Origin of the sequence: Streptomyces sp. NPDC058008 (assembly GCF_042886395.1) — a bacterium.
Taxonomy (GTDB): domain Bacteria; phylum Actinomycetota; class Actinomycetes; order Streptomycetales; family Streptomycetaceae; genus Streptomyces.
The window spans coordinates 1-18,571 of the sequence record NZ_JBHVQX010000045.1 but is presented as its reverse complement, the minus strand read 5'-3'; the positions used below and the strand labels follow the sequence as shown (position 1 = coordinate 18,571).

Annotated in this window: 17 protein-coding genes; 5 read left to right on the top strand and 12 right to left on the bottom strand. The window is 72.7% G+C overall.

Annotation, left to right across the window (positions count from 1 at the left end):
- Window positions 1-37: 37 nt before the first annotated feature.
- A complete protein-coding gene (locus ACFVS9_RS31730) occupies window positions 38-1,678 on the top strand; it encodes a hypothetical protein (RefSeq protein WP_389938037.1) in 1,641 nt (546 codons plus the stop codon).
- 446 nt (window positions 1,679-2,124) lie between these two features.
- Here ACFVS9_RS31730 and ACFVS9_RS31725 read toward each other — a convergent pair whose 3' ends face one another.
- From ACFVS9_RS31725 to ACFVS9_RS31675, 11 genes are all read right to left on the bottom strand, one after another.
- A complete protein-coding gene (locus ACFVS9_RS31725; protein ID WP_383114908.1) occupies window positions 2,125-2,793 on the bottom strand; it encodes a DUF6445 family protein in 669 nt (222 codons plus the stop codon).
- On the bottom strand, window positions 2,790-4,610 hold the full coding sequence (locus ACFVS9_RS31720; protein ID WP_389938034.1) for an alpha/beta hydrolase family protein: 1,821 nt from the start codon (window positions 4,608-4,610) through the stop codon (window positions 2,790-2,792). The genes ACFVS9_RS31725 and ACFVS9_RS31720 overlap by 4 nt, the downstream gene beginning before the upstream one ends.
- A gap of 5 nt (window positions 4,611-4,615) precedes the next feature.
- Entirely contained in the window at window positions 4,616-5,371 is a 756-nt protein-coding gene (locus ACFVS9_RS31715; RefSeq protein WP_383114910.1) for an ABC transporter permease, read from the bottom strand.
- Entirely contained in the window at window positions 5,368-6,297 is a 930-nt protein-coding gene (locus ACFVS9_RS31710; protein WP_389938030.1) for an ABC transporter ATP-binding protein, read from the bottom strand. The genes ACFVS9_RS31715 and ACFVS9_RS31710 overlap by 4 nt, the downstream gene beginning before the upstream one ends.
- Window positions 6,290-7,159 carry a hypothetical protein gene (locus tag ACFVS9_RS31705; protein ID WP_389938027.1) on the bottom strand — a complete coding sequence of 290 codons (870 nt, stop codon included), beginning with the start codon at window positions 7,157-7,159 and terminating at the stop codon, window positions 6,290-6,292. Before ACFVS9_RS31705 ends, ACFVS9_RS31710 begins: the two co-directional genes overlap by 8 nt.
- A complete protein-coding gene (locus tag ACFVS9_RS31700) occupies window positions 7,149-7,976 on the bottom strand; it encodes a hypothetical protein (protein WP_383114913.1) in 828 nt (275 codons plus the stop codon). The genes ACFVS9_RS31705 and ACFVS9_RS31700 overlap by 11 nt, the downstream gene beginning before the upstream one ends.
- Window positions 7,969-9,522, bottom strand: a complete 1,554-nt coding sequence (locus ACFVS9_RS31695) for a B12-binding domain-containing radical SAM protein (RefSeq protein WP_389938024.1) — start codon at window positions 9,520-9,522, stop codon at window positions 7,969-7,971. The genes ACFVS9_RS31700 and ACFVS9_RS31695 overlap by 8 nt, the downstream gene beginning before the upstream one ends.
- 109 nt (window positions 9,523-9,631) lie before the next feature.
- Entirely contained in the window at window positions 9,632-9,757 is a 126-nt protein-coding gene (locus ACFVS9_RS31690) for a hypothetical protein (protein ID WP_383114915.1), read from the bottom strand.
- A 5-nt stretch (window positions 9,758-9,762) separates the two neighbouring features.
- On the bottom strand, window positions 9,763-12,096 hold the full coding sequence (locus ACFVS9_RS31685; RefSeq protein WP_389938021.1) for a B12-binding domain-containing radical SAM protein: 2,334 nt from the start codon (window positions 12,094-12,096) through the stop codon (window positions 9,763-9,765).
- Window positions 12,097-12,152: 56 nt separating this feature from the next.
- The gene (locus tag ACFVS9_RS31680) at window positions 12,153-13,058 is read right to left on the bottom strand and encodes a phytanoyl-CoA dioxygenase family protein (protein WP_389938018.1); all 906 of its coding nucleotides are present in this window, start codon (window positions 13,056-13,058) and stop codon (window positions 12,153-12,155) included.
- 563 nt (window positions 13,059-13,621) lie between these two features.
- A complete protein-coding gene (locus ACFVS9_RS31675) occupies window positions 13,622-13,885 on the bottom strand; it encodes a hypothetical protein (RefSeq protein ID WP_389938016.1) in 264 nt (87 codons plus the stop codon).
- A 51-nt stretch (window positions 13,886-13,936) separates the two neighbouring features.
- Between ACFVS9_RS31675 and ACFVS9_RS31670 the strand changes: the two genes are divergently transcribed.
- The gene (locus ACFVS9_RS31670; RefSeq protein WP_389938013.1) at window positions 13,937-14,074 is read left to right on the top strand and encodes a hypothetical protein; all 138 of its coding nucleotides are present in this window, start codon (window positions 13,937-13,939) and stop codon (window positions 14,072-14,074) included.
- A 188-nt stretch (window positions 14,075-14,262) separates the two neighbouring features.
- Window positions 14,263-14,784 (top strand): hypothetical protein, encoded by a 522-nt coding sequence (locus ACFVS9_RS31665; RefSeq protein WP_389938010.1) that lies wholly within the window; start codon window positions 14,263-14,265, stop codon window positions 14,782-14,784.
- Window positions 14,785-15,095: 311 nt separating this feature from the next.
- Here the strand turns inward: ACFVS9_RS31665 and ACFVS9_RS31660 are convergent, their stop codons facing one another.
- Window positions 15,096-15,647, bottom strand: a complete 552-nt coding sequence (locus ACFVS9_RS31660) for a hypothetical protein (protein WP_389938007.1) — start codon at window positions 15,645-15,647, stop codon at window positions 15,096-15,098.
- Window positions 15,648-16,523: 876 nt separating this feature from the next.
- Between ACFVS9_RS31660 and ACFVS9_RS31655 the strand changes: the two genes are divergently transcribed.
- Both ACFVS9_RS31655 and ACFVS9_RS31650 read left to right on the top strand, forming a co-directional pair.
- The gene (locus ACFVS9_RS31655; protein ID WP_389938090.1) at window positions 16,524-17,546 is read left to right on the top strand and encodes an acetylxylan esterase; all 1,023 of its coding nucleotides are present in this window, start codon (window positions 16,524-16,526) and stop codon (window positions 17,544-17,546) included.
- 202 nt (window positions 17,547-17,748) lie between these two features.
- Window positions 17,749-18,537, top strand: a complete 789-nt coding sequence (locus ACFVS9_RS31650; protein ID WP_383114921.1) for an IclR family transcriptional regulator — start codon at window positions 17,749-17,751, stop codon at window positions 18,535-18,537.
- Window positions 18,538-18,571 lie beyond the last annotated feature (34 nt).

Here is an 18,571-nt window from a genome sequence, read left to right as displayed (position 1 = left end):
TCCAGTCGACACCACACATCCACAGAGGGCAGAACAGATGGCGGCCACGCAGAGCGGCAGCGCACACGGGGACGGTCCGGCGACCGAGGGTGGCGGCACCCCCGGCAACGGCAGGGAGCCCGGACCCACCCTGCGCGGCGGAGTGATCGGCGCGCGGACCGGGCGCGGCCCCGCGCCCGCCGCGCCCCGTGCCGCTGCCTCGGAGGCCGACGACGGTGCCGGTCCGCCGGACGCGGTGGGGGAGCCGGCGAAGACCGGCGCCGCCGCCGACGCGGCTTCGGAGACGACCACTCCGGCGGGGGCGGGCCGCACCACGGAGTCCGGTACGGAGCCGGACACCGCCCCGGATGCGGCCCCCGGTGGCACGACGGCCGTCGAGCCCACAGCTGCCGGGACCGGCACCGCCCCCGGGACGGCGACTGTTTCCGAGGCCGCCACCGCCCCGGCCGGCGCGGACACCGGGGGCGGGACAGCCACCGGCTCCGGCACCACCGCTGGACCGGCCCCGAGCACCCCGCCGGCGCCCGCCCGCTCCCGCCGCTCCTGGCTCCGCGCCCCCCGGACCCTCACCGCCTCCACGACCGCCGGTGCGGCCGTCGCGGTCGCCGCGTCCCCCGAGATACCCGGCGACGACAACCCCTCCAAGCTCACCGCGCCCATGGTCGCCGCCGCCGCGCTCGGCGGAGTCCTCCTGATCGCCGCGCCCTTCGCCATCGCCCTGCTCCCCGGCCACGACGGGCCGGAGCCGACGGTGGAGCGGGCCGCGGGTTACGAGGGTCCGGGCGTCGGCCCCGACGGAGTGGTGCCCAGCGCCGAGCAGGGCAACGGCGACGTGGCGACGGCCGGTTCGGCGGGTGGCGGCAAGGCAAGCGCCGGGGCACCCCCGGCCCTGCCGGGCACCGGCGCGGCCGCCGCCGCCCCGGCCGGATCGGGCGATCCCGCGGCGCGGGACACCGGCACGGGCACCGTCGAGGGCTCCGCCAAGGGCCCGGACGGCGCGAGCGAGGACGGCTCGACGACGGCGCCCGGATCCGGCACCTCCGGCACCGGTACCTCAGGGTCCGGCACCGGTACCTCAGGGTCCGGCACCGGTACCGGTACCACCGGCTCCGGCGTCACGGTCGCCGAGAACAAGGCGGCCGCCACTCAGGCGCCGGCCGGCTACCTCGCCTGGAACGGCCCGCACTGCTCGTCGGCCGGCGCCTCCTACCACGAGTACGGCTCCTCGACGACGCCCAACGACGGCGACCAGTGGACCACCCACACGGGCGGCTACAGCAAGAACGGCTGCTCCGGCCGGTTCCGCAGCATGCCGATGAGCGGCAGCAACAGCGACACCGTCAACAAGGTCGTCTTCTCCTGGCGCACCGGCGGGGTCACGACGGGCAACTGCCGGGTCAGCGTTTTCGTACCGAACGACTCCAACGCCAAGCACGTGGGCGGCAACCCGTCGTACTACACGGTGCACAACGGCTCCGGCTCATCGTCCGCGCAGGTTGGCTCGTTCAACGTGAACCAGGTCGGCAACCTGGGGAAGTGGGTCTCGGGTCCGACCGTACGCATCACCGGCGGCAACATCGCGCTCGTGCTGCACGACCGGGGCAAGGACTGGAACTCCAAGGGCGCCACGGACGCGCACCACGCGGTCGACGCGGTCGGCGTCTCCTGCACGACCTGACCGGACGACGGTCCGCACCGAGCCGGTGCGTCGCACGTCTCTCCGTACGGGCCGAAGACACTCAGGGGTGCGGTCACGCGGGGAAGCGGTCCCGCGCCCGGTGCCGGGCTCCTGAAGATTGGGGCCCGGCCGGGACGGATCACCGCCCCGGCCGGCCCCCACGGCCGCATCGCGGGGTCCGGTCGCCGAGGACGCGACCGGGTCGGATCCGGGGCCGTCCCGGACCGACGCGCGGCACCCGGATCGCGCGTGTCACGGCGGTGGACCGGGTGGGGTGATCGGTGTCGCCGCCCGTCACGACGGGAGTGAGGGGCCGGGTCGGCCGCGCGGGTGGACCGCCCGCAGGCCCCTGACCCGGCCGGTGGCGGCCGAGAGGGGCGGGAGGGGTCCGCACCTCGCTGACGGCCGGGCGGAGGCGGCCCGTACCTCGCCGACGGCCCGGGACATCACTCCCGCGCGGCCCGTCCCACGGCACCCGCCGTGCCCGTGCCGTCCCGGCCGGGATCGAAGTGGGCCGGGACGTGCTGGAAGAAGAAGTTGTGGATCAGCCGGGCCGAGGACTTGCTGTCCCCGAAGTACTCCTGGGCCTGGTGGAACTGGCCGGGGTCGAACAGCACGAGGCGGTTCGGCACCATCGCGAGGGAGACCAGCTCCCGCCAGTTGCCGACGTCACCGCCGTCGGCGAGGATCTCCTGGACGTCCGCCCGGTCCCGCAGCTCGAAGAAGTGCCGTACCCCGGTGCGCCGATGGGCGTAGAGGGAGGTGCCGCCACGGCACTGCTCCGCCGTGTTGAGGTACAGCACCCCGGCCCAGCGGGCCTCGTCCACGTGAATACGGGCGCCCCGGTGCAGGTTGACCTTCCAGTCCATGGCCGAGGACATGTGCAGGTGATTGGCGATCAGTTCCTCCCGGGCCCCCGGGCCGAGGACCTCGCAGATCCGGCCGATGGCCTCCTCCTCCATCCAGGGTGGTGCCGGTGCGGTGCGATAGGCGAAAGCACTGTCCGCACGAGGGGTGAAGACGCGGTCCAGAGCGGCCGCTCTGGCGCGTCCGAAGTCGGAGTACACGTCGTCCACGACGACGAGGGAGGCGTGGTCGATGCCGGTGACGCTCACGGCGAAGCTCCTTCCAGGTCACGGGCGACGGCCGGGCAACCGCGGATGAAGGCCGTCACCTCCGCCACGGCGCGGCGTGAGGCGGCCTGACAGAACCGCTCCACATGGCCGACCGGGTAACTGCTGAGGGTCACGGACGTCCGCTCGCGCAGCCGGTCGGCCAGACGCAGGCCGTGCCGGGCGTCGGCCCGGGTGTCGTACGTTCCGGTCTGGATCAGCACGGGCGGCAACGGGGCCGCGGGCAAGGGGATATGCAGGGGGGACAGCGCGGTGAGGGCGTTCCGCTGGTCGGTGCGCGACGGGTCGCCGAGCATCCCCGTCCAGTGCCGGCCGATCCCCAGGCGGGGGAAGTCGATCAGGTCGGTGACCGGGAAGCGCAGGATCCAGCCGTCGAACAGACCGGGCTCCAGCAGCACCGCGCGCGCGGCGCCGACCGCGCCCATGCTGTGCCCGAGAACCACGAGCGGGCGCCGCGGGCCCACCTCCCCGCGCAGCAGACGGGCCGCGTGCAGGAGATCGTTGTAGCCGCGCTCCCCGCCCGGAACGCGATGGGCCGGTACCAGCGACCGCGTCACCACCCGTGCGAGCGTCAGCTGTTCGGCGCGGGCCAGTTCCTCCAGGGCGCGTTCCAGGGGCGCGTTGGCGAGGGCGGTCAGCCCGCCGTGTTCGAGGAGCAGGACGGGGCCGGCGGTGCCGGAAAGCTGCACGGGAAGCCGGCCGCCGTCACCCGCCGTGCAGTACCGGGTGGTACGGGGCAGGGGCGCGGGCCATCCGGTCGAACTCAGCGGCCGGGGTCGTTCCTCGCCGTCCAGCAGCAGTTCCATCCGGCCCGCCGCGGTGCCGTCCGGCCTTCGGGAGACCCGCAGCCACAGGGCGCAGTTCGCGGCGGGCGAAGCGGCCACCTCCGGGAACGAGTCTCCGGGCCGCCCCCCGGCCACGAGACGTGCCTCGAGGGTGTCGCCGTCGACCCGGTACAGGGCCTCGGCGGCCTCCGCGCCCCGCCCGGCGACCGTACGGACCAGCGCGTCGCGCCGCGTTCCCCAGGCCCAGGCCAGGGCCGTCCCTTCGGGGAAGACGACGGCCCTTCCGGGCTCCCCGCCTCCGGGCGGCCCGGCGCGCAGCACGGCCCTGGGCGTGCCGAGCGCCTCACCGTGCCACCAGCGGTCCGCGCCCAGCAGCAGGCGGGTGCGCGGACTCGTCGCGGCCGGCAGCGGTGCGAGGACGAGCCGGCCCGTCACGGGGTCCGGACGCAGCAGGCGCTGTGTCGTCACGCCGCGCGCGGTCGAGCGGACCAGCACGGCCGAGGGGTCACCCGTCGCCTCCACGGTCACCAGGGCCAGGGGACCGTTGCCCAGCTCCACCGCACGGTCCTCCGCGAACGGCTCACCGCTGCGGTGCACCGCCACCCTGATCCCGTCCACGGGAGGATCGTCCAGCCGGGCCCCCGGCGCGAAGCCCGTGTACACGAACCCGGGTCCTCCCGGGCCACCGGTCGACGACGGCACACGCGCCAGGTGCACGAGCCCGGGGCGGCGGGCGAGCACGGTGTCCGCGGCGCCTGGCTCCGCGAGGTAGCCGTAGTCGCCGCCGGGACGGCCGTACAGGACGGCCGGCGGACCCTCGGCGGCCGGGTGGACGGTCAGCGGGGTCAGCCCGTCGGGCCCGGCGGGCAGATCGACGGCGTGGACCCCCGCCGTGTCCCCGCGCAGCAGACGGGCCCCCGACTCCGCGTCCTGCCACCAGTAGCCCGCCGTACCGACGGTCGTCAGCCCGTGCACCGCGACCGGCCGGCCGGCGCTCCCGTCCGTCGTCGGCATCCCGGTCAGCCCTGCTCGTCGGAGGTCAGTTCATGCCGGCCGGCGGCCAGCCGCAGAGCACCCGCCACCAGCAGCGCGGCCACCAGGCACCCCGCGGCCGCCGGCACCGGAGAGCTCTCGGCCGCAGGCGAGCGGACCAGCAGCACGCAGTAGGTGAACGGGTTCACGGCCGCCAGCACCCGCATGAAGGCCGGAAGGCTGTCCAGGGAGTAGAACAGCGGCGCCGTCATGACCAGCGGCAGACTGAACAGCGACGTCATGAGGTCGCGCTTGCTGTAACTGTTGACCCCGAACCCCAGCGCGCAGCCGGTCAGCACGGTCAGCAGACACACCAGCACGGCCAGGCCCGCCATCCGCACGTCCTGGACGGCGCTGCCCCGCCCGAGCACCTGCTTGAGGAGGAGGATCGCGGCGATCTGCACCGTGGCGACCAGGGTGTTCGCCGCCAGGATCGAGCCGATGTACTGGGAGAAGGACACATCGGTGGTCCGGGCGACGGCGTACACACCCCACTTGCGGTCGTTGGCCACGTCGCCCATGCACCAGAACAGGGCGCGGATGGCGATCACGACCAGCACACCCGCGTACGCGAAGTCGTCGTACGGCATGCCTTCGATACGGGCGCCCCCCACCAGCGTGCCGAGGCCGGTGACCATGAACAGGAAGTAGGCGGGGGCCTCGATCATCCGGCTCAGATGGCTGGTGCGCCAGTTCCACACACTGAGCAGGTGGAAGCGGGCCAGCGTCAGGGAGGTCTTCACTGCTGCACCATCACGCTCTCGGGGGCCGGGGACCGTTCCGCGTGACGCGCGAGGTACACGTCGCGCAACGACTGCTTCTCGGCGCTGAGGTCCCGCACCCGCAGATCCGCCGGCAGCCAGGCGAGGACCGGGCGCAGCCCCGTGGCCAGCGGCACCTGCACCGACAGGCCGGCCCGGTCCGCGTCGGTCTCCAGGGTCCACTCGGGGGGCAGCGCGGCGGCGAGCCGGTCCGGACACGCCTCGGGCATCGGTTCGGCGAACACCACGCGCACCTTCATGGTCGCGCCCGCCCGCCGGACGAACTCCTGGATCGGCAGATGGGCGCGCAGCCTGCCCTCGTCGAGCAGCACCAGGCCGGACGCCGTCCGCTCGATGGCGTCCAGGTCGTGGGAGGAGACCAGGACCGTGGCACCCGAGGCCGCGCGCTCGCGCAGGTGCTCCATGACGAGTTCACCGGCCGCCGGGTCCAGCCCCGCCGTCGGTTCGTCGAGCACGTAGATCGCCGCGTCGGCCACCAGGGCGCGGGCGATCTGCACGCGTTGCAGCTGGCCGCCGGAGATGTACTCGGCCTGCTGGGTACGGACCTTGTCGAGGTCCAGCAGTTCGAGCACCCGGTCGACGGCCGACGCCGGCGCACCGGTCAACCGCGCGATCAGCTCGATGTTCTGGCTGACCGTCAACGACCAGTCCACCATGGTCCGTTGCGGCGCCCACATCAGTCTCCCCCGCCCGGTGTCGGTGGTGACCGTGCCGGACGTGGGACGGATCAGCCCGGAGACGATGTTCAGCAGGGTCGACTTGCCCGCCCCGTTGTGGCCCACCACGGCGAGAAGGGTGCCGGGTTCCACGGCGAAGGAGACGCCCGACAGGGCCTCTGTTCCCGTGCGGTACCGCTTGGTGATCTGATCGATAGTCAGGCTATGCACCGAAATACTCCTCCACAAGATCCGCGCCCGCTTGTTCGCCGCCCTCGGGGGGCAGGGTCAGCAGGCTCCGTGCCCGGTCGGCCGCGAGCGCGCCGCTCAGCCAGGACCAGGCCCCCGCCGGCCACACACGCGGTGCGGGCCCGCCGGCCCGGAGGCCCGGTCCGGCGCCGGGCGAGCGCCGTACCGCGACCAGACGCACCGGCCCGAGCCGGTGTCCGACCGGCACGACCGCACCCAGACTCTCCGGCCGGGCGAGCACCACCTCGCCGCTCACCGTGCAGAAGGAGCGGCGCCGGTCCAGCCCGGCCAGAGTCCCCTCGCGTATCGCGGCCAGCGTACGGCCCCGCACCCCGGTCGGCGTCAGATACGGCCGCGCCGCCCCCGTGGCGCGCTCCACCACGAGCAACTGGTCCGAGACCAGGGCCCATCCGCGGGCCGACAGCGCCAGACCCAGACTGGTCTTGCCGCTGTGCGGATCACCGTGGAAGGCCAGACAGCACTCCCCCCGGACGAGCACCGTGGCCTGCACGGCGGCGATCTCCTCGCGCATCGCCCGGAACGGGGGCAGCGGTGAGGGCACCGACGACCAGCGCGTGAACCGCCGCTCCTCGATCAGCACACCGCCCGGATCGGAGCTGAGCCGGAACGCCTTCGGCGAGTCGTCCTTGGCCAGCAGCGACCGCAGGAAGCCGCCCTCACCGGAGGACAGATCGACCCGGTACCGCGGCCGCGCACCGGGCCCGGCCCGGTGCGGGCCGAAGAAGAAGTCGAGGTCGGTGGCATCACCCGGGGTGCAGCGGACCCGCACCACGGTGCCGAAGAAATCGAGCAGCCGCTCGGCGTCCGGCGCATCATGCGGCACAGGCGTCTCCTCCTCCGGCCGGCCGCGGACACACGGCCAGGAGCTCCTCCAGATGCGCCCGCGGATCCCAGGTGACCCGCGAGGTGGGACCGTCGGTCCGTACCTCGAAGCGGGTGCCGCGCGTCAGATGCAGGCGCCAGGCCAGTCGGAGCGGCCGGTCGGGCGGGGCGCACCTGCCGAGGCGCTGGGGCCGCACCATCCAGGTGCGTCCCCACCGGGTCGGCAGGACCGGGGCCTCGTCCAGCACGGCCGCGTCCAGCCACGGCAGCAGGGGCAGACTGCGCTCCCGGACACCGACCGGACGGCCGTAGCAGTACAGGCGTCCCCGGTGCCGCCGGTCCGTGACGAGCAGGTCGTCCGAGACGAACACCCAGCCGAGCCGCAGGAGATGCAGGAGGACCAGCGACTTGCCGGCCCCGCTGTCCCCGGTGACCGCGAGCGCCCGGGCGGTGCCGTCGGGCGCCGCCACCGCCGCCCCGTGCCGGATCAGCACGAGATCGCACAGCGGAGGCAGCCCGAAAGGAGGCACGGGCGAGGGCAGCCGGGCACGCGCCCCCCACTCCTCGTAGAGCCGCCACGGCCCGGCGGCCGTGCGCCACCTGACCCGCTTCACCGCCGCCGTGCCGAGCGCCTGAGTGAAGGCGCCGCCGTCCTCCGTCTCCAGCCGCACCACCAGCCCGGCCGGCGAGCCCTCCGCCACGAGATGATCGCTGAGGTAGTAGCGCAGATGGGCGGCGTCAACGGGATCCGGGCACCGGAACTCCACCGTGACGTCGAGGAACCGGGCGGCCACCGCCACGGCGCCGGGGTCAGGCATCGAGGCCCGCCTCCATCCCCTGCTCGCGCTGCCAGGCGATGAGCTCCTCGCTGATCTCCCGCCGGTCGACGCGGTACTCCGCCTCCTGGGCCGGCAGCCCGTGGACCCGGCTGGGGATCAGGGAGCAGGCGTGCTCCCGCGGGCTGAGGACACTGTCGAACATCCGCCACGGGAACTCGACGCTCAGCCCCAGCTCCTCGCGCTCGTCCCACAGCCCGCTGCCCGGGCGCAACTCGCACTCGGTGAGGTACTTGGGCGCCGGAAGGCCCTCCGCGCGACGGGCGCGGATCTCGTCGAGCAGACGACGGCGGTGATCAGGGGTCTCCTTCGGGTGGCCGATCATCACGCCCCACACACTCCGCATCCCGAGATCCCGGGCCGCGTACAGCATGCGAACGCCCTCCTCGACCGTCTGCCGCTTGTTCATCAGGTCGAGGTGGTCGTCCAGCAGCGTCTCGATGCCGAGCTGGACCGTCACCCGGCCCAGCGCCGCGAGCCGGCCGAGCCTCTCCCGGCCGAAGTCGGGCCTGATCTCGCAGAACACCCGGTAGTCGTGCCGCTCACCGGAGTCGGCGACCGCCTCGACCAGCCGCGGCGGCAGCGCGGTGTCGAGGAACTGGAACCGGCGCTGCCCGTACGTCCGCGCCAGATGGTCCATCTCCGCCAGGACGCGCCACGGATCGTGCATCTTGAACCGGGCGTCGTAGGAGTCGTTGAAGTTGCAGAAGTCGCACCGGTCCCAGTAACAGCCCCGGGACACCTCCATGCTCACCACCAGCCGGTCGCGCAGCCACGGCCGCCGCAGACCCGCCTCCACCAGCGCGGACTGCTCCGCGTACCCGTCCTTGAAGGTGTGCGCCCGGCCGGCGACCAGCCGGCGCCGCCCGCCCAGCGCATGGTCCAGGGCATCGGCGAGGACGTCCTCCGCCTCGCCGTACACCACGACGTCCACCTCCTCGTGCAGCGCGAGGACGTCACGGGCGACCTGGACGGACCCGAAGTAGCCTCCGAGCACCACGCGGGGCCGGGGCACACCCTTCCCGCGTGCGACGCGCGCGACCCGGCGGGCCAGGAGCAGACTGGGCAGCAACTGGAAGTGAGTGCTCGTCAGACAGAGCACCTCGGTCCCGACGAGACGCTCGGCCAGCCGGTCGAGGTAGCCGTCGAACGACTCGCGCAGCAGGGCCTCCTCCTCGCCCGTGGCGAGGAACTCCGTACGCGCCAGCTCCTCGCGCTCCGCCCGGTGCCCGGCGCCCGGCGCCGCCCACAGCGGCAGCAGCGCGACATCGGAGGCGAAGTGCCGGTTGGTGAACAGCTTGTACGCGTTCTCCGTCAGGCCCCCGCTCCGCGCATGGGCGTAGAACTCCATGTGCGCCGGGACGAACCGGGCACGGCAGCCCAGTTGCCGCAGCCGCCGGGTGATGAGGACGGCCGGATAGCAGGTCGCGAAGGGCGTGAAGAACGGTAGCGAGACCACCGCCACGGTAGCCGCGGGGGCCGTACGGGCCACCGGCGTCAGCGGCAGGAGTGCGGGGCTCTGCGTCATCGGTGTCCTTCCGCGCGCCGCACGCACGGAGCGTGGTGTGCGCGATGATGGGTGCGGGCCCGGTGCACCGGCTTGGCCCCGGTGCACCGGATCCGACCCGCGGGGCGGGTCAGTCCACGACGAACTGCTTGTGAAGGCCGGAGGCCATGATGGCCTCCTCGATGGTGGGCTCGAAGAATCCGTCGTCCTCGAACTCCACCTCCGCCTCAGCGGTGTCGAGCTGCTCCCCTTCCATGTGATTCACCTCCTCCCGGCAAGTGGTTGCGCCGACCTGTCCGGCGTTTCGACGGACAGGAGTCTGTTGACCAGCAGCCGCCACACGAACGTGCGCAGCCTCGGTAGGGATCCGGGGGCGCAGCGCCCGGCGAGAGCGGCCCACGAACTGCCGTCCCCGGCGACGAGGCGGGCCACGGCGGCGCCCGACGCGGACAACCGCAGCCGCTGCCCGGTGACCAGGGAGGTCAGCAGGACATCGGCGGCCTCGGTGACGAGCCGCGTGCCGGGGCCGAGGCGCAGCAGCAGATCACCGGTCAGCTGCGCGGCGGAGTCCAGCACGCCGGTGCCCGGTTCGGCGGGTTCCAGGCACCGGTGGTGCAGCGCCGCCCGTACCAGGGCGTGTTCCGAGGAGTCGCGGCACAGCTCCGCGGCTGTCGCGGGCATGCCGTCCAGGAGCCTGCTGGGGAGAGTGAACAGGGCTCCCTCGCGCGGCTCGTACAACAGGGTCCGCCGGCCTTCGCGGAGCCGGACGACCCAGCCTCCCGCGGGCCGCAGCGGAACGAGGTCCCAGTCCGGCCCGGGGCACGGAACCCGCGGCGGGCCGTCGCCGCCGGCCTCGCCGGTGCGCCGGGCGGCCGCCCGCAGGAAGACGACCTCCTCGGCGGGCCGGTCCTGGTCGCCGAAGGCGCCGCCGAGGATGCGGTCGGCCCGGGCGGCGACGTCCCGGTCCTCCGCGCTGCCGGGTTCGGGCAGCGGGCCCACGTAGTCGTAGCTCAGCGCCATCTGCAGGTCGTCGCCCGGGTTCTGATGCAGCACCCGCACCTGGAACAGGTCCGGGGTGGCGGCGACCGGGGACAGGGCGTCGAGGACGAACGGGCCGATCCCGAAGGTGCTGTCCGGGACCGCGTACCGCTCGCGCGACCGGGCGAGCGTGGCCGCCGCGAACTCCACCGTGCGGGCCGTCTGCCAGCGCGCCTCACCGGGGAACCCGGCGATCCCGAACAGGTGCACGCTGACACCGGAGCCCAGCAGCGCGTCCAGGTTGGGCGCGATCCAGGACGCCTTGATGTCCTTGCGCATCCGGTCCAGGACGTCCTGGTTGTACGACTCCAGCCCCAGGTCGAGACGGCGGCAGCCGGCCGTGTAGAGCGCGTCCGTCAGCCGGCGGTCGATCGTCGGCGAGAACCGGGTCTCGCCGTACCAGAGGTAGTCACGGCCGGCGAGCCCGTGCGCCAGCGCCCGCATGCTGCGGACCGTCAGGATCTCGTCCACGAACTGGAAGTGGCGGGTCCCGTGGCGGCGGTGCAGCTCGTCCATCTCGGCGACGACGGCCTCCGGCGCGCGGATGCGGAACTTGTCGGACGCGAAGGGGATCGCGCAGAAGGCGCACTTCCAGGCGCAGCTGCGGGAGGCGATCACCGGGAGCACCGGCCCCGGCGCCAGGTAGCCGTCGGCCAGCGGGTGGTCGGTGAAGTCGGGTACGGGCAGCTCGCCCAGCGAGGCGGTGGCCGACGGGCACCGGTGCAGCTCGTCGCCGTCCGGTACGACGATGCCGGGCACGCCGTGCAGGGACCGGCCGGACAGCAGCCGGTCGACGAGATCGACGATCGACTCCTCGCCCTCGTAGCAGACCAGGGAGTCGATCAGCTCGAAGAACGGGTGCCCCGGCCGGAGCCGGTCCGCGATCCGGGTGACGAAGTTCCCCCCGACCGTGATGTGCACCTCGGGCCGCTCCCGCCTGATGAGGCGCGCGGCGGTCAGCGCGGCGATCAGCTGGGAGTCGGCGGAGACGGAGAGACCCACCACCTCCAGGTCCGGCAGCGCACGCAGCCGGGGCACCAGGACGCGCTCGAAGACGCGCACGTACGGATTGTGCGCGGTGTCGGCCACGGCGCGCACGACCTGCCGGCTGGAGACGGGACGGTGCCGCAGGTCGAACCGGTCGAAGTTCAGCTCCGAGCCCGGGGTCAGGGCCGCGATGCCGTCCAGCACGGCCTGGCAGACCGCCGTCGCGGCCGCGTGGCCGTCGACGTCGGTGATGCTCCCGGGTGACCGCAGGAAGTCCGCCGCGCGGTCCACCGACGAGCGGGCCGCCTCGAACCGGTCGCGGGCCCGGGGCCTGAGCGCCTCGTCGCACTCGGCGGCGTAGCCACCCGCCCCTTCGGCACTGAGGAGATGGCGCATCGTCTCGGCCGACAGGTCCAGCGCGGACGCCGCCACGCCGTGCCGGCGCAGCACCGCCAGCAGCAGGGGGACGGCGAGGTGCGGGGCGTAGGGGTTCCACAGCGGCGGGTTGATCAACAGGACCCGGGACGAGCCGGGCCGACGGGGCGGGGAAACGGGCATGTGCGCGGGCATGGGCTCACCTCGCCCCCTCGCGGGGGAATCAGCCGGTGTGGGCGCGGTACGGACTCTCAGGAGCGGTCGGTGTACGTGCCTTCGCCGTTCCAGCGGGCGATGCGGCCGGGTACGAACGTCTCCCGCACCGTGTTCTCGTCCGGCGTCCAGGCGCGTCCCAGAAGACGGCGTGACAATTCTTCGAGAGGGCTCTTTCCCTCCGGACTTTCCGTGAGATTCATGGGCTCTTTCAGAGCCACGACAGGATTTGAGATGAACCGGGGCCGGCCCCGGGGATTGGGTGCCGACTGGTGCGCGGTCAGCGGATGCAGGATCCAGGCGTCCCCGGCTTTTCCGGTGAGAGAAAGGCGGTCGTCAGACGCGTCGACGTAATCCCTGGTGGGAATGTGCGCGCTGGTCGATCCCTCCGGCCGCCCGGCCAGATGACGGAGAATTCCCTTCGTGGCCGAGGGCGCCGTGAGAGTGGCCCCCTCACCCTCGTCGACATCGGACCAGAGGACGAACAGCAGCAGTGCCTGTTCGGGGCTGTCGGGATGGTGCACGAAGAAGTCCCCGTCCACATGCCAGCTCCCGGACAGCCGCGTGGTACGGAAATTGCAGATCAGAGCATTGCTGAGACGGACGGGCCGTCGGATCCGGTCAGCACCGCCGAGCAGCGTGCACACGGCAGACCAGAGCACCGGAGCCACGTCGGCGAGGTCCGCGACACGGCTCGGGGGCAGCGAGGTGAGGCCTGCGGGGACGACGAGCCGGCCGTTCCTGGACAGCCCCTCGCGCCGGAGCGTGGTCTCGAAAAACGTTCGGAGCCGGGAACCGGGCGTGAGGTCCACGGCATTGCTCACCCGGACATATCCGTCGCGAACGAAAGAGGCCGCGATGTTCTCGGGTGAAAATGCGGAAGTGCGCGCATCCTCGTGAGGGTGAGAAAGAGATTCCTGGGAGGGCGTGGAAACATTCGTCAACGGAGCCCCCGTTGCTTGTCTGACTCGACCGCGGCGAGGCTAGCAATGCTCCGTTTGCAGTGTCAATGACCACGAACGGGTCGGTGTTCGAAGCGGGTGCAACACAAAGGGGACTTCCTGTTTCTCAAACATGGAAATCCCGCCGTCCCGGTGGCCTGATCGCCGAGCCGCGGAGCGAGTCGTCCTCGGCCGCGGCACCGCTCGCGCCCGTGTGGAGCCCACCCGTTCACGCTCGGCAACCGGTGATTTCCAGCCAGATTCGCCTCTTTTCCCCGGTGGCCGGTTCGAACGGGACGGATACGGATCCGCCACCGGAGTGCGCGTGAAGGTCGATCCCGTGTAAGCCGTTCGGGCACCTGTTCGCCCAAGGCCCCTCCGGCACGGTCCTGATGTGAAGTCGGCGCACCGGATGCCGCCGTCGCCGGAGCAGGGGCGTACGAGGCGTGCGACAAGGCCAGGAGGGAGGGGGCCCGGCTGCCGGGACGGACGCGGAGCTCACGCCCCATTGCCCGGGTGACCCGAAGCGAACCGCGCCGGCTGACCGGCACGACCGAAGCGCGGAGCTACTCCGGCGGCCGGCCGGAGACACCCACGTACCAGTCGTCCGCCTCCGTCATCCCGTCCATGCTCGGCTGATAGGGCTTGACGACATCATCGGCGTCCTTGAAGTACACGGTGGTGCAGAGCGGGTACTGCTCACCGGCATGAGCCGTGACCAGACCCCGGGGCTGCACCCACACGAACTTGCCCGGCTGGGTCCACTTCCTGCGGGCGAAGGTCAACGTGGGGTCCGCCGTTCCCCGAAGCAGCAGATCCGACCAGCTCATGTACGTCACTCCACGAGCGTAGAGCGCCGACTCCACTGTGGGAAAGGGGAGTTGACAGCACGCGGCTTCGAGGGCTATCAACCCGGGGAGCGATCGGTCCGCGGCGTCACGGCCTGGACGTACGTGCCGGTGCGGCCGCACCTCCTCACCGACCCCGACGGCCGGACCGTCGACCTCCACTCGGCCTGACCGAGGCCGACCGCTTCCGGGACCGTCAGGACGAGAGCGACAAGGGCGCTCCCACAGGGCGCGTCAATGCCACGGAGGTGCCCCCTTCGTACGCCCCGGGTCTTCCACATGATGTGAGCACCGCTCGCGAACGCCTCCAGCGGGAGCGGGCCGCGGGCCGCCCGCCGGGCCCTGGCAGACTGCACCGCATGAGCCCGTTGACGCCCGCCCGCGCCCTCCTGCTGGTCACCAGCGGCATAGCCTGCCTGGCCACCGCGGCGAGCGCGCTGGTGGGCCTCGTCGTCGGAGGTCCGCCCGCCGCCCTGGTCCTGGGGATCAGCGCGGGGGCCGGGAGCGCCGTCGGAGCCTTCCTCGTACGGAGGCGCGCACTGGCCTCCCACGCGCGCGCCCGGACAGCGGTGATGGCGCACGGATACGCCGAGGGCGTCGCCCAGTACGTCCTGCTGATCATCTCCAACTACGCGGCGGCCGTCTTCCCCCGGAGCGGACCCCACGGCGTCACTCCCGAGGAACGCGCCGCACGCCGTACCGACGCCTACCGGATCGCCGCCGAGGAGGAAGTGCCCCACCGGGTGCGCGAGGCCGCGGCCGACGTCCTGGCCGCTCTGGACGAGGGCGACCGCAGCGGCTCCGCCGCCGCCCAGACCGCGCTCGTCATCGCCGTGCGCGAACACGCCCGACAGCCCGTCCCGCTGCGCCCGGGGCCGTAGCCGTCGCCCGCGTACCCCTTCGTTCCCACGCTCCGAAGCCCTTCGGGTGTACGGCCGTGCACACCGGCCACGGTTCGTCGGCCGGCCACAGCAGAGGGCCCGCCACCGAACTCTCCCGCACCCCGGGCACGCCGTGCCGGGGGTGCAGCCGGGTGGTGGGCCGCCAGGGCGGGGAAAGCCGCTTCCACGTCGAGGGGGCGCGGCGGGGTGGTGCGGGTCCTGGGGAGGTCCTGCCGGGTACGGTCGGTGAATTCCTCGACGTCACGAGCGCGAAGGGACGCGGCGAGCCCACCGTTCCTCTCCGGGTGCGGCTACATCGGGACGATACCCGTCTGTGTGAGTGCCAGGCACACCAGGAGCTGGACCAGGAGCAGGTCGGCGGGGATGAATTCCCAGCGCTGCACCTTTATGTCCCTGTCCTTGAGCGATTCCGGTGACGCCTTCAGTCGTCCCGCACGGATCGCCTCCACAGTCCTGGTGAGCAGGCCCTTCCCGCGTTGGTCGAGAGCCATTTCGATCATGGAGGATCCGAAGCTCATGAGGATGTGCTGTTCCATGCCGCGGGTGTGGATGACCAGTCCGTCCTCCTTCTCGACGCTGCGGTAGGCGCCCCAGGGAATCCACTCGCGCCGCCACCAGTCGACCAGGGCCAGCCCGCTCTCGTGCACCTCTATCCGGCTCCTGCCGAGACGGGTCATGACCCAGCCGATACCGAGCACGACCGACGTGGCCATGAGTGAGTCGCCCGTGGAGTCGGACGGCGCTGCTACCGTCCACACGAGGACGATGCCGGTGAGAATCGCGCACCAGGCGAGCACGCAGAAAGCCCACAGACTTGTTCTGCGCACGATGCGGGGCTTCACTTGATTCTCTTTTCCGCTCACGGTGATGGTCTCTCCCTTGGCAGGAACGGCTTTCCGTACACGCTCGGACCGTACTGAATCGAGGGCTCCGTCACTCCTCGACGCCAATGGTGACGGAACGATCCCTCGGTCATTGTCCTTCCTCCGGCGGACCAGGCCGACCGATTTCCGGTGGTCCGGGCCAACTACCGCACGGAGGAAGGGAGTTCCGGCCCCACTCCCGCCCCGTCCGATGTGCGAGGCGCCGACCGGGACAGGGACCGGGCACGGAGAGCGGTGTGAGCCGACGGTCCCGGTCCGCACCGGCGGGTTCGGGGGCCGGACGCACTTCACCGGAGCCGTACGTCCGAACCGTCCGGGGAACTGCCCCCCTCTCGCCGTCCAGGCCCGGTCCCGTCGCACTCCGCGTGGCCGAGCCACTGACCGGCGTCGATGGACGGGATCGGCGGGAGGACCGGGCCGCGGCCTATTGCGAGGTGCAGGCCGACCACCGTATGGTCTCGCGGGCGACGATGATCACGCGGGAGTTCCACCGGCGGGCACCGCGAGGTCCTCGGACTGACGGCCGGCGGAGCAATCGCGACGCGCGCACGGCGGCGACCTGCCTCGGCGACCGACGCGCGCACAGCCGCCCGTCCGGCCCGAGCCGGGAGGGAGGGCGGACGACGGGTCGGCGTCGTCCCGGCCTCCTGCGCACCGCCGCCTCGGACGGGCCGCCGCCCTTCTCATCGAAACAGCGGCCCGTGACCACACCGCTCAGCGGGACGCGGCGGGCCCGCCCGTCACGGGATCGGCGCCGACCGGACGGGGTACGCCGCGCCGGGAACCGTTCCGGAAGATGTGCTGGTCGTTCCGCACACCGAACAAGGAGAGATGTTGTCCACCCATCCGCTCACGACGGACACCGGCGAACTCAGCTCGCTGCCCCATGACTTCCCCTTCGACCCCACCCACGGCTACGACCTGCCGCGCCTCATGGAGGTAGGGGCCCCACAGGGTCCGGACGACTTCGCCGACTTCTGGCGGGAGCGCTACGCGAGTGCGCTGCGGACCGACACGGCGCCACGCATCGAGGGGCCGTGGACCACCGTGGACGGCGTGCGGGTCGCCGACATCTCCTACACGTCCGCCGACGGTGTCCGCATCGGCGGGTGGCTGACCGTCCCCGCCGACGGCGAGGTCACACAGGGCTGTGTGTCGGCACACGGATACGGAGGCCGGGCGGCCCCGGACCCCTGGCAGGCCCCGCCGCGGACCGCGACCATCTGGCCCTGCCTGCGCGGCCTCGGAACGCGGAGCCTGCTGCCCGGCGTTCCCGACAAGTCGGCGGGGCACGTCCTGCACGGCATCGGCGCCCGGGAGTCGTACCTCATCGGAGGGTGCGTCGCGGACGTCTGGTGCGCGGCCACCGCACTGCGGCTGCTGGTGCCGGAGGCCGCCGCAGGGCTGACGTACCTGGGCACGAGTTTCGGCGGCGGCATCGGGGCGCTGGCGCTCCCCTGGGACGACCGTTTCCGGGCCGCCGGCCTGACCGTGCCGACCTTCGGGAACCATCCGCTCCGGGTGACACTTCCCTGCACGGGCAGCGGAGAGTCGGTGCGTACGCGGCTGGCCGAGGATCCCTCGGTGCTGGACGTCCTGGCGTACTTCGACGCCGCGACGGCGGCCCGGCACCTCAGCATCCCCGTCCATGTGGGCGCCGCCCTGTTCGATCCGTCGGTACCCCCTCCGGGACAGTTCGCGGTGCACAACGCCCTGGCCGGGCCGCGCGAACTCCTGGTCCTGCGGGCGGGGCACTTCGACCACCCGGGCGAGCGGGCCGAGACGGCGGCACTGGAAGAGGCCCAGCGGCGCTTCCTGACGGCGGCGGATCCCGCGGGCCCGCGCCCCACCGCCTGACCCCCTGCCGCGCGCCCGGATCCACCGGCGCCGGGGTCCTCGCGGGTCCCCGCCCCGTGACCTGGCAGTTCCGCGGCGCCGTCGGCGTCCGGCCCGCAGGACGTCGCGGAACCGCCACGGTCGCTGATTTCAGGTACGGACCTCGGCCACGCGCGATATGCTGATGCAGAATGTGCAAGGGATTTGCAGAACAAGGAGGGCCATGGCTACGCGGGCGACTGATGCGGGGACGAACCAGAGCGTCGAACGAGCGGTCTCGGTGCTGCGCGCACTCGACTCCGGCCGGCCCGAACTCCGTGTCTCCGACGTTGCCGAGCTCACCGGACTGGGCTCCTCGACCACCTCCCGCCTGTTGTCCACCCTGGAACGCCTCGACATGGTCGAACGCGATCCGGTCAGCAACCTCTACCGCCTCAGCCTCGGCCTTCTCCCTCTGGCCGCCACCGCCACCAACCGCCACCCCGTGCACCGGGCCGCCCGCACGGTGCTCCAGGGCCTCGCCACCCGCACCGGGCTCGGGGCCAACGTGGCCGTGCGCCGCGACGGCGAGCTGATGTTCCTGTGCAATTTCGAGGGCACGCGTGCCCCCAAGTCCTATACGCAGGCCGGACACACCGCCCCGCTGCATGCCACGAGCATCGGCAAGTGCCTGCTCACCGGACTCGCCCCCAAGGAGCGCCGAAAGCTGCTGGGGGACCCTCTCGACGCGCACACCGAGTACACCACCACCAGTCACGATCTCCTCGACGCCGAGATCGACACCGTCCGGCGCACCGGTTACGCCGTCGAGGCCGAGGAGCGCGCCCTGGGCCGCGCGTCCCTCGCCGCGCCGGTCCGTGACGCTTCGGGGGAGATCGTTGCCGCCATCTCCCTCTGGGGCCCGACCTCGGTGCTGGGGGACCGCTCCGACACCGAGGGGCAGCGCCTCGCCCTCGTACGCGAGGTCATCGAGGCCGCCGACGCCATCAGTCAGGCGCTCGGCGCACTGTGACGCACACGGCGAAGGGGTCCGGCGGGGGCTGAAC

Coding starts and splice junctions, on each gene's coding strand:
- ACFVS9_RS31730 (WP_389938037.1), top strand. CDS start 38: ATGGCGGCCACGCAGAGCGGCAGCGCACACGGGGACGGTCCGGCGACC.
- ACFVS9_RS31720 (WP_389938034.1), bottom strand. CDS start 4,610: ATGCCGACGACGGACGGGAGCGCCGGCCGGCCGGTCGCGGTGCACGGG.
- ACFVS9_RS31700 (WP_383114913.1), bottom strand. CDS start 7,976: ATGCCTGACCCCGGCGCCGTGGCGGTGGCCGCCCGGTTCCTCGACGTC.
- ACFVS9_RS31695 (WP_389938024.1), bottom strand. CDS start 9,522: ATGACGCAGAGCCCCGCACTCCTGCCGCTGACGCCGGTGGCCCGTACG.
- ACFVS9_RS31690 (WP_383114915.1), bottom strand. CDS start 9,757: ATGGAAGGGGAGCAGCTCGACACCGCTGAGGCGGAGGTGGAGTTCGAG.
- ACFVS9_RS31685 (WP_389938021.1), bottom strand. CDS start 12,096: ATGCCCGCGCACATGCCCGTTTCCCCGCCCCGTCGGCCCGGCTCGTCC.
- ACFVS9_RS31675 (WP_389938016.1), bottom strand. CDS start 13,885: ATGAGCTGGTCGGATCTGCTGCTTCGGGGAACGGCGGACCCCACGTTG.
- ACFVS9_RS31665 (WP_389938010.1), top strand. CDS start 14,263: ATGAGCCCGTTGACGCCCGCCCGCGCCCTCCTGCTGGTCACCAGCGGC.
- ACFVS9_RS31650 (WP_383114921.1), top strand. CDS start 17,749: ATGGCTACGCGGGCGACTGATGCGGGGACGAACCAGAGCGTCGAACGA.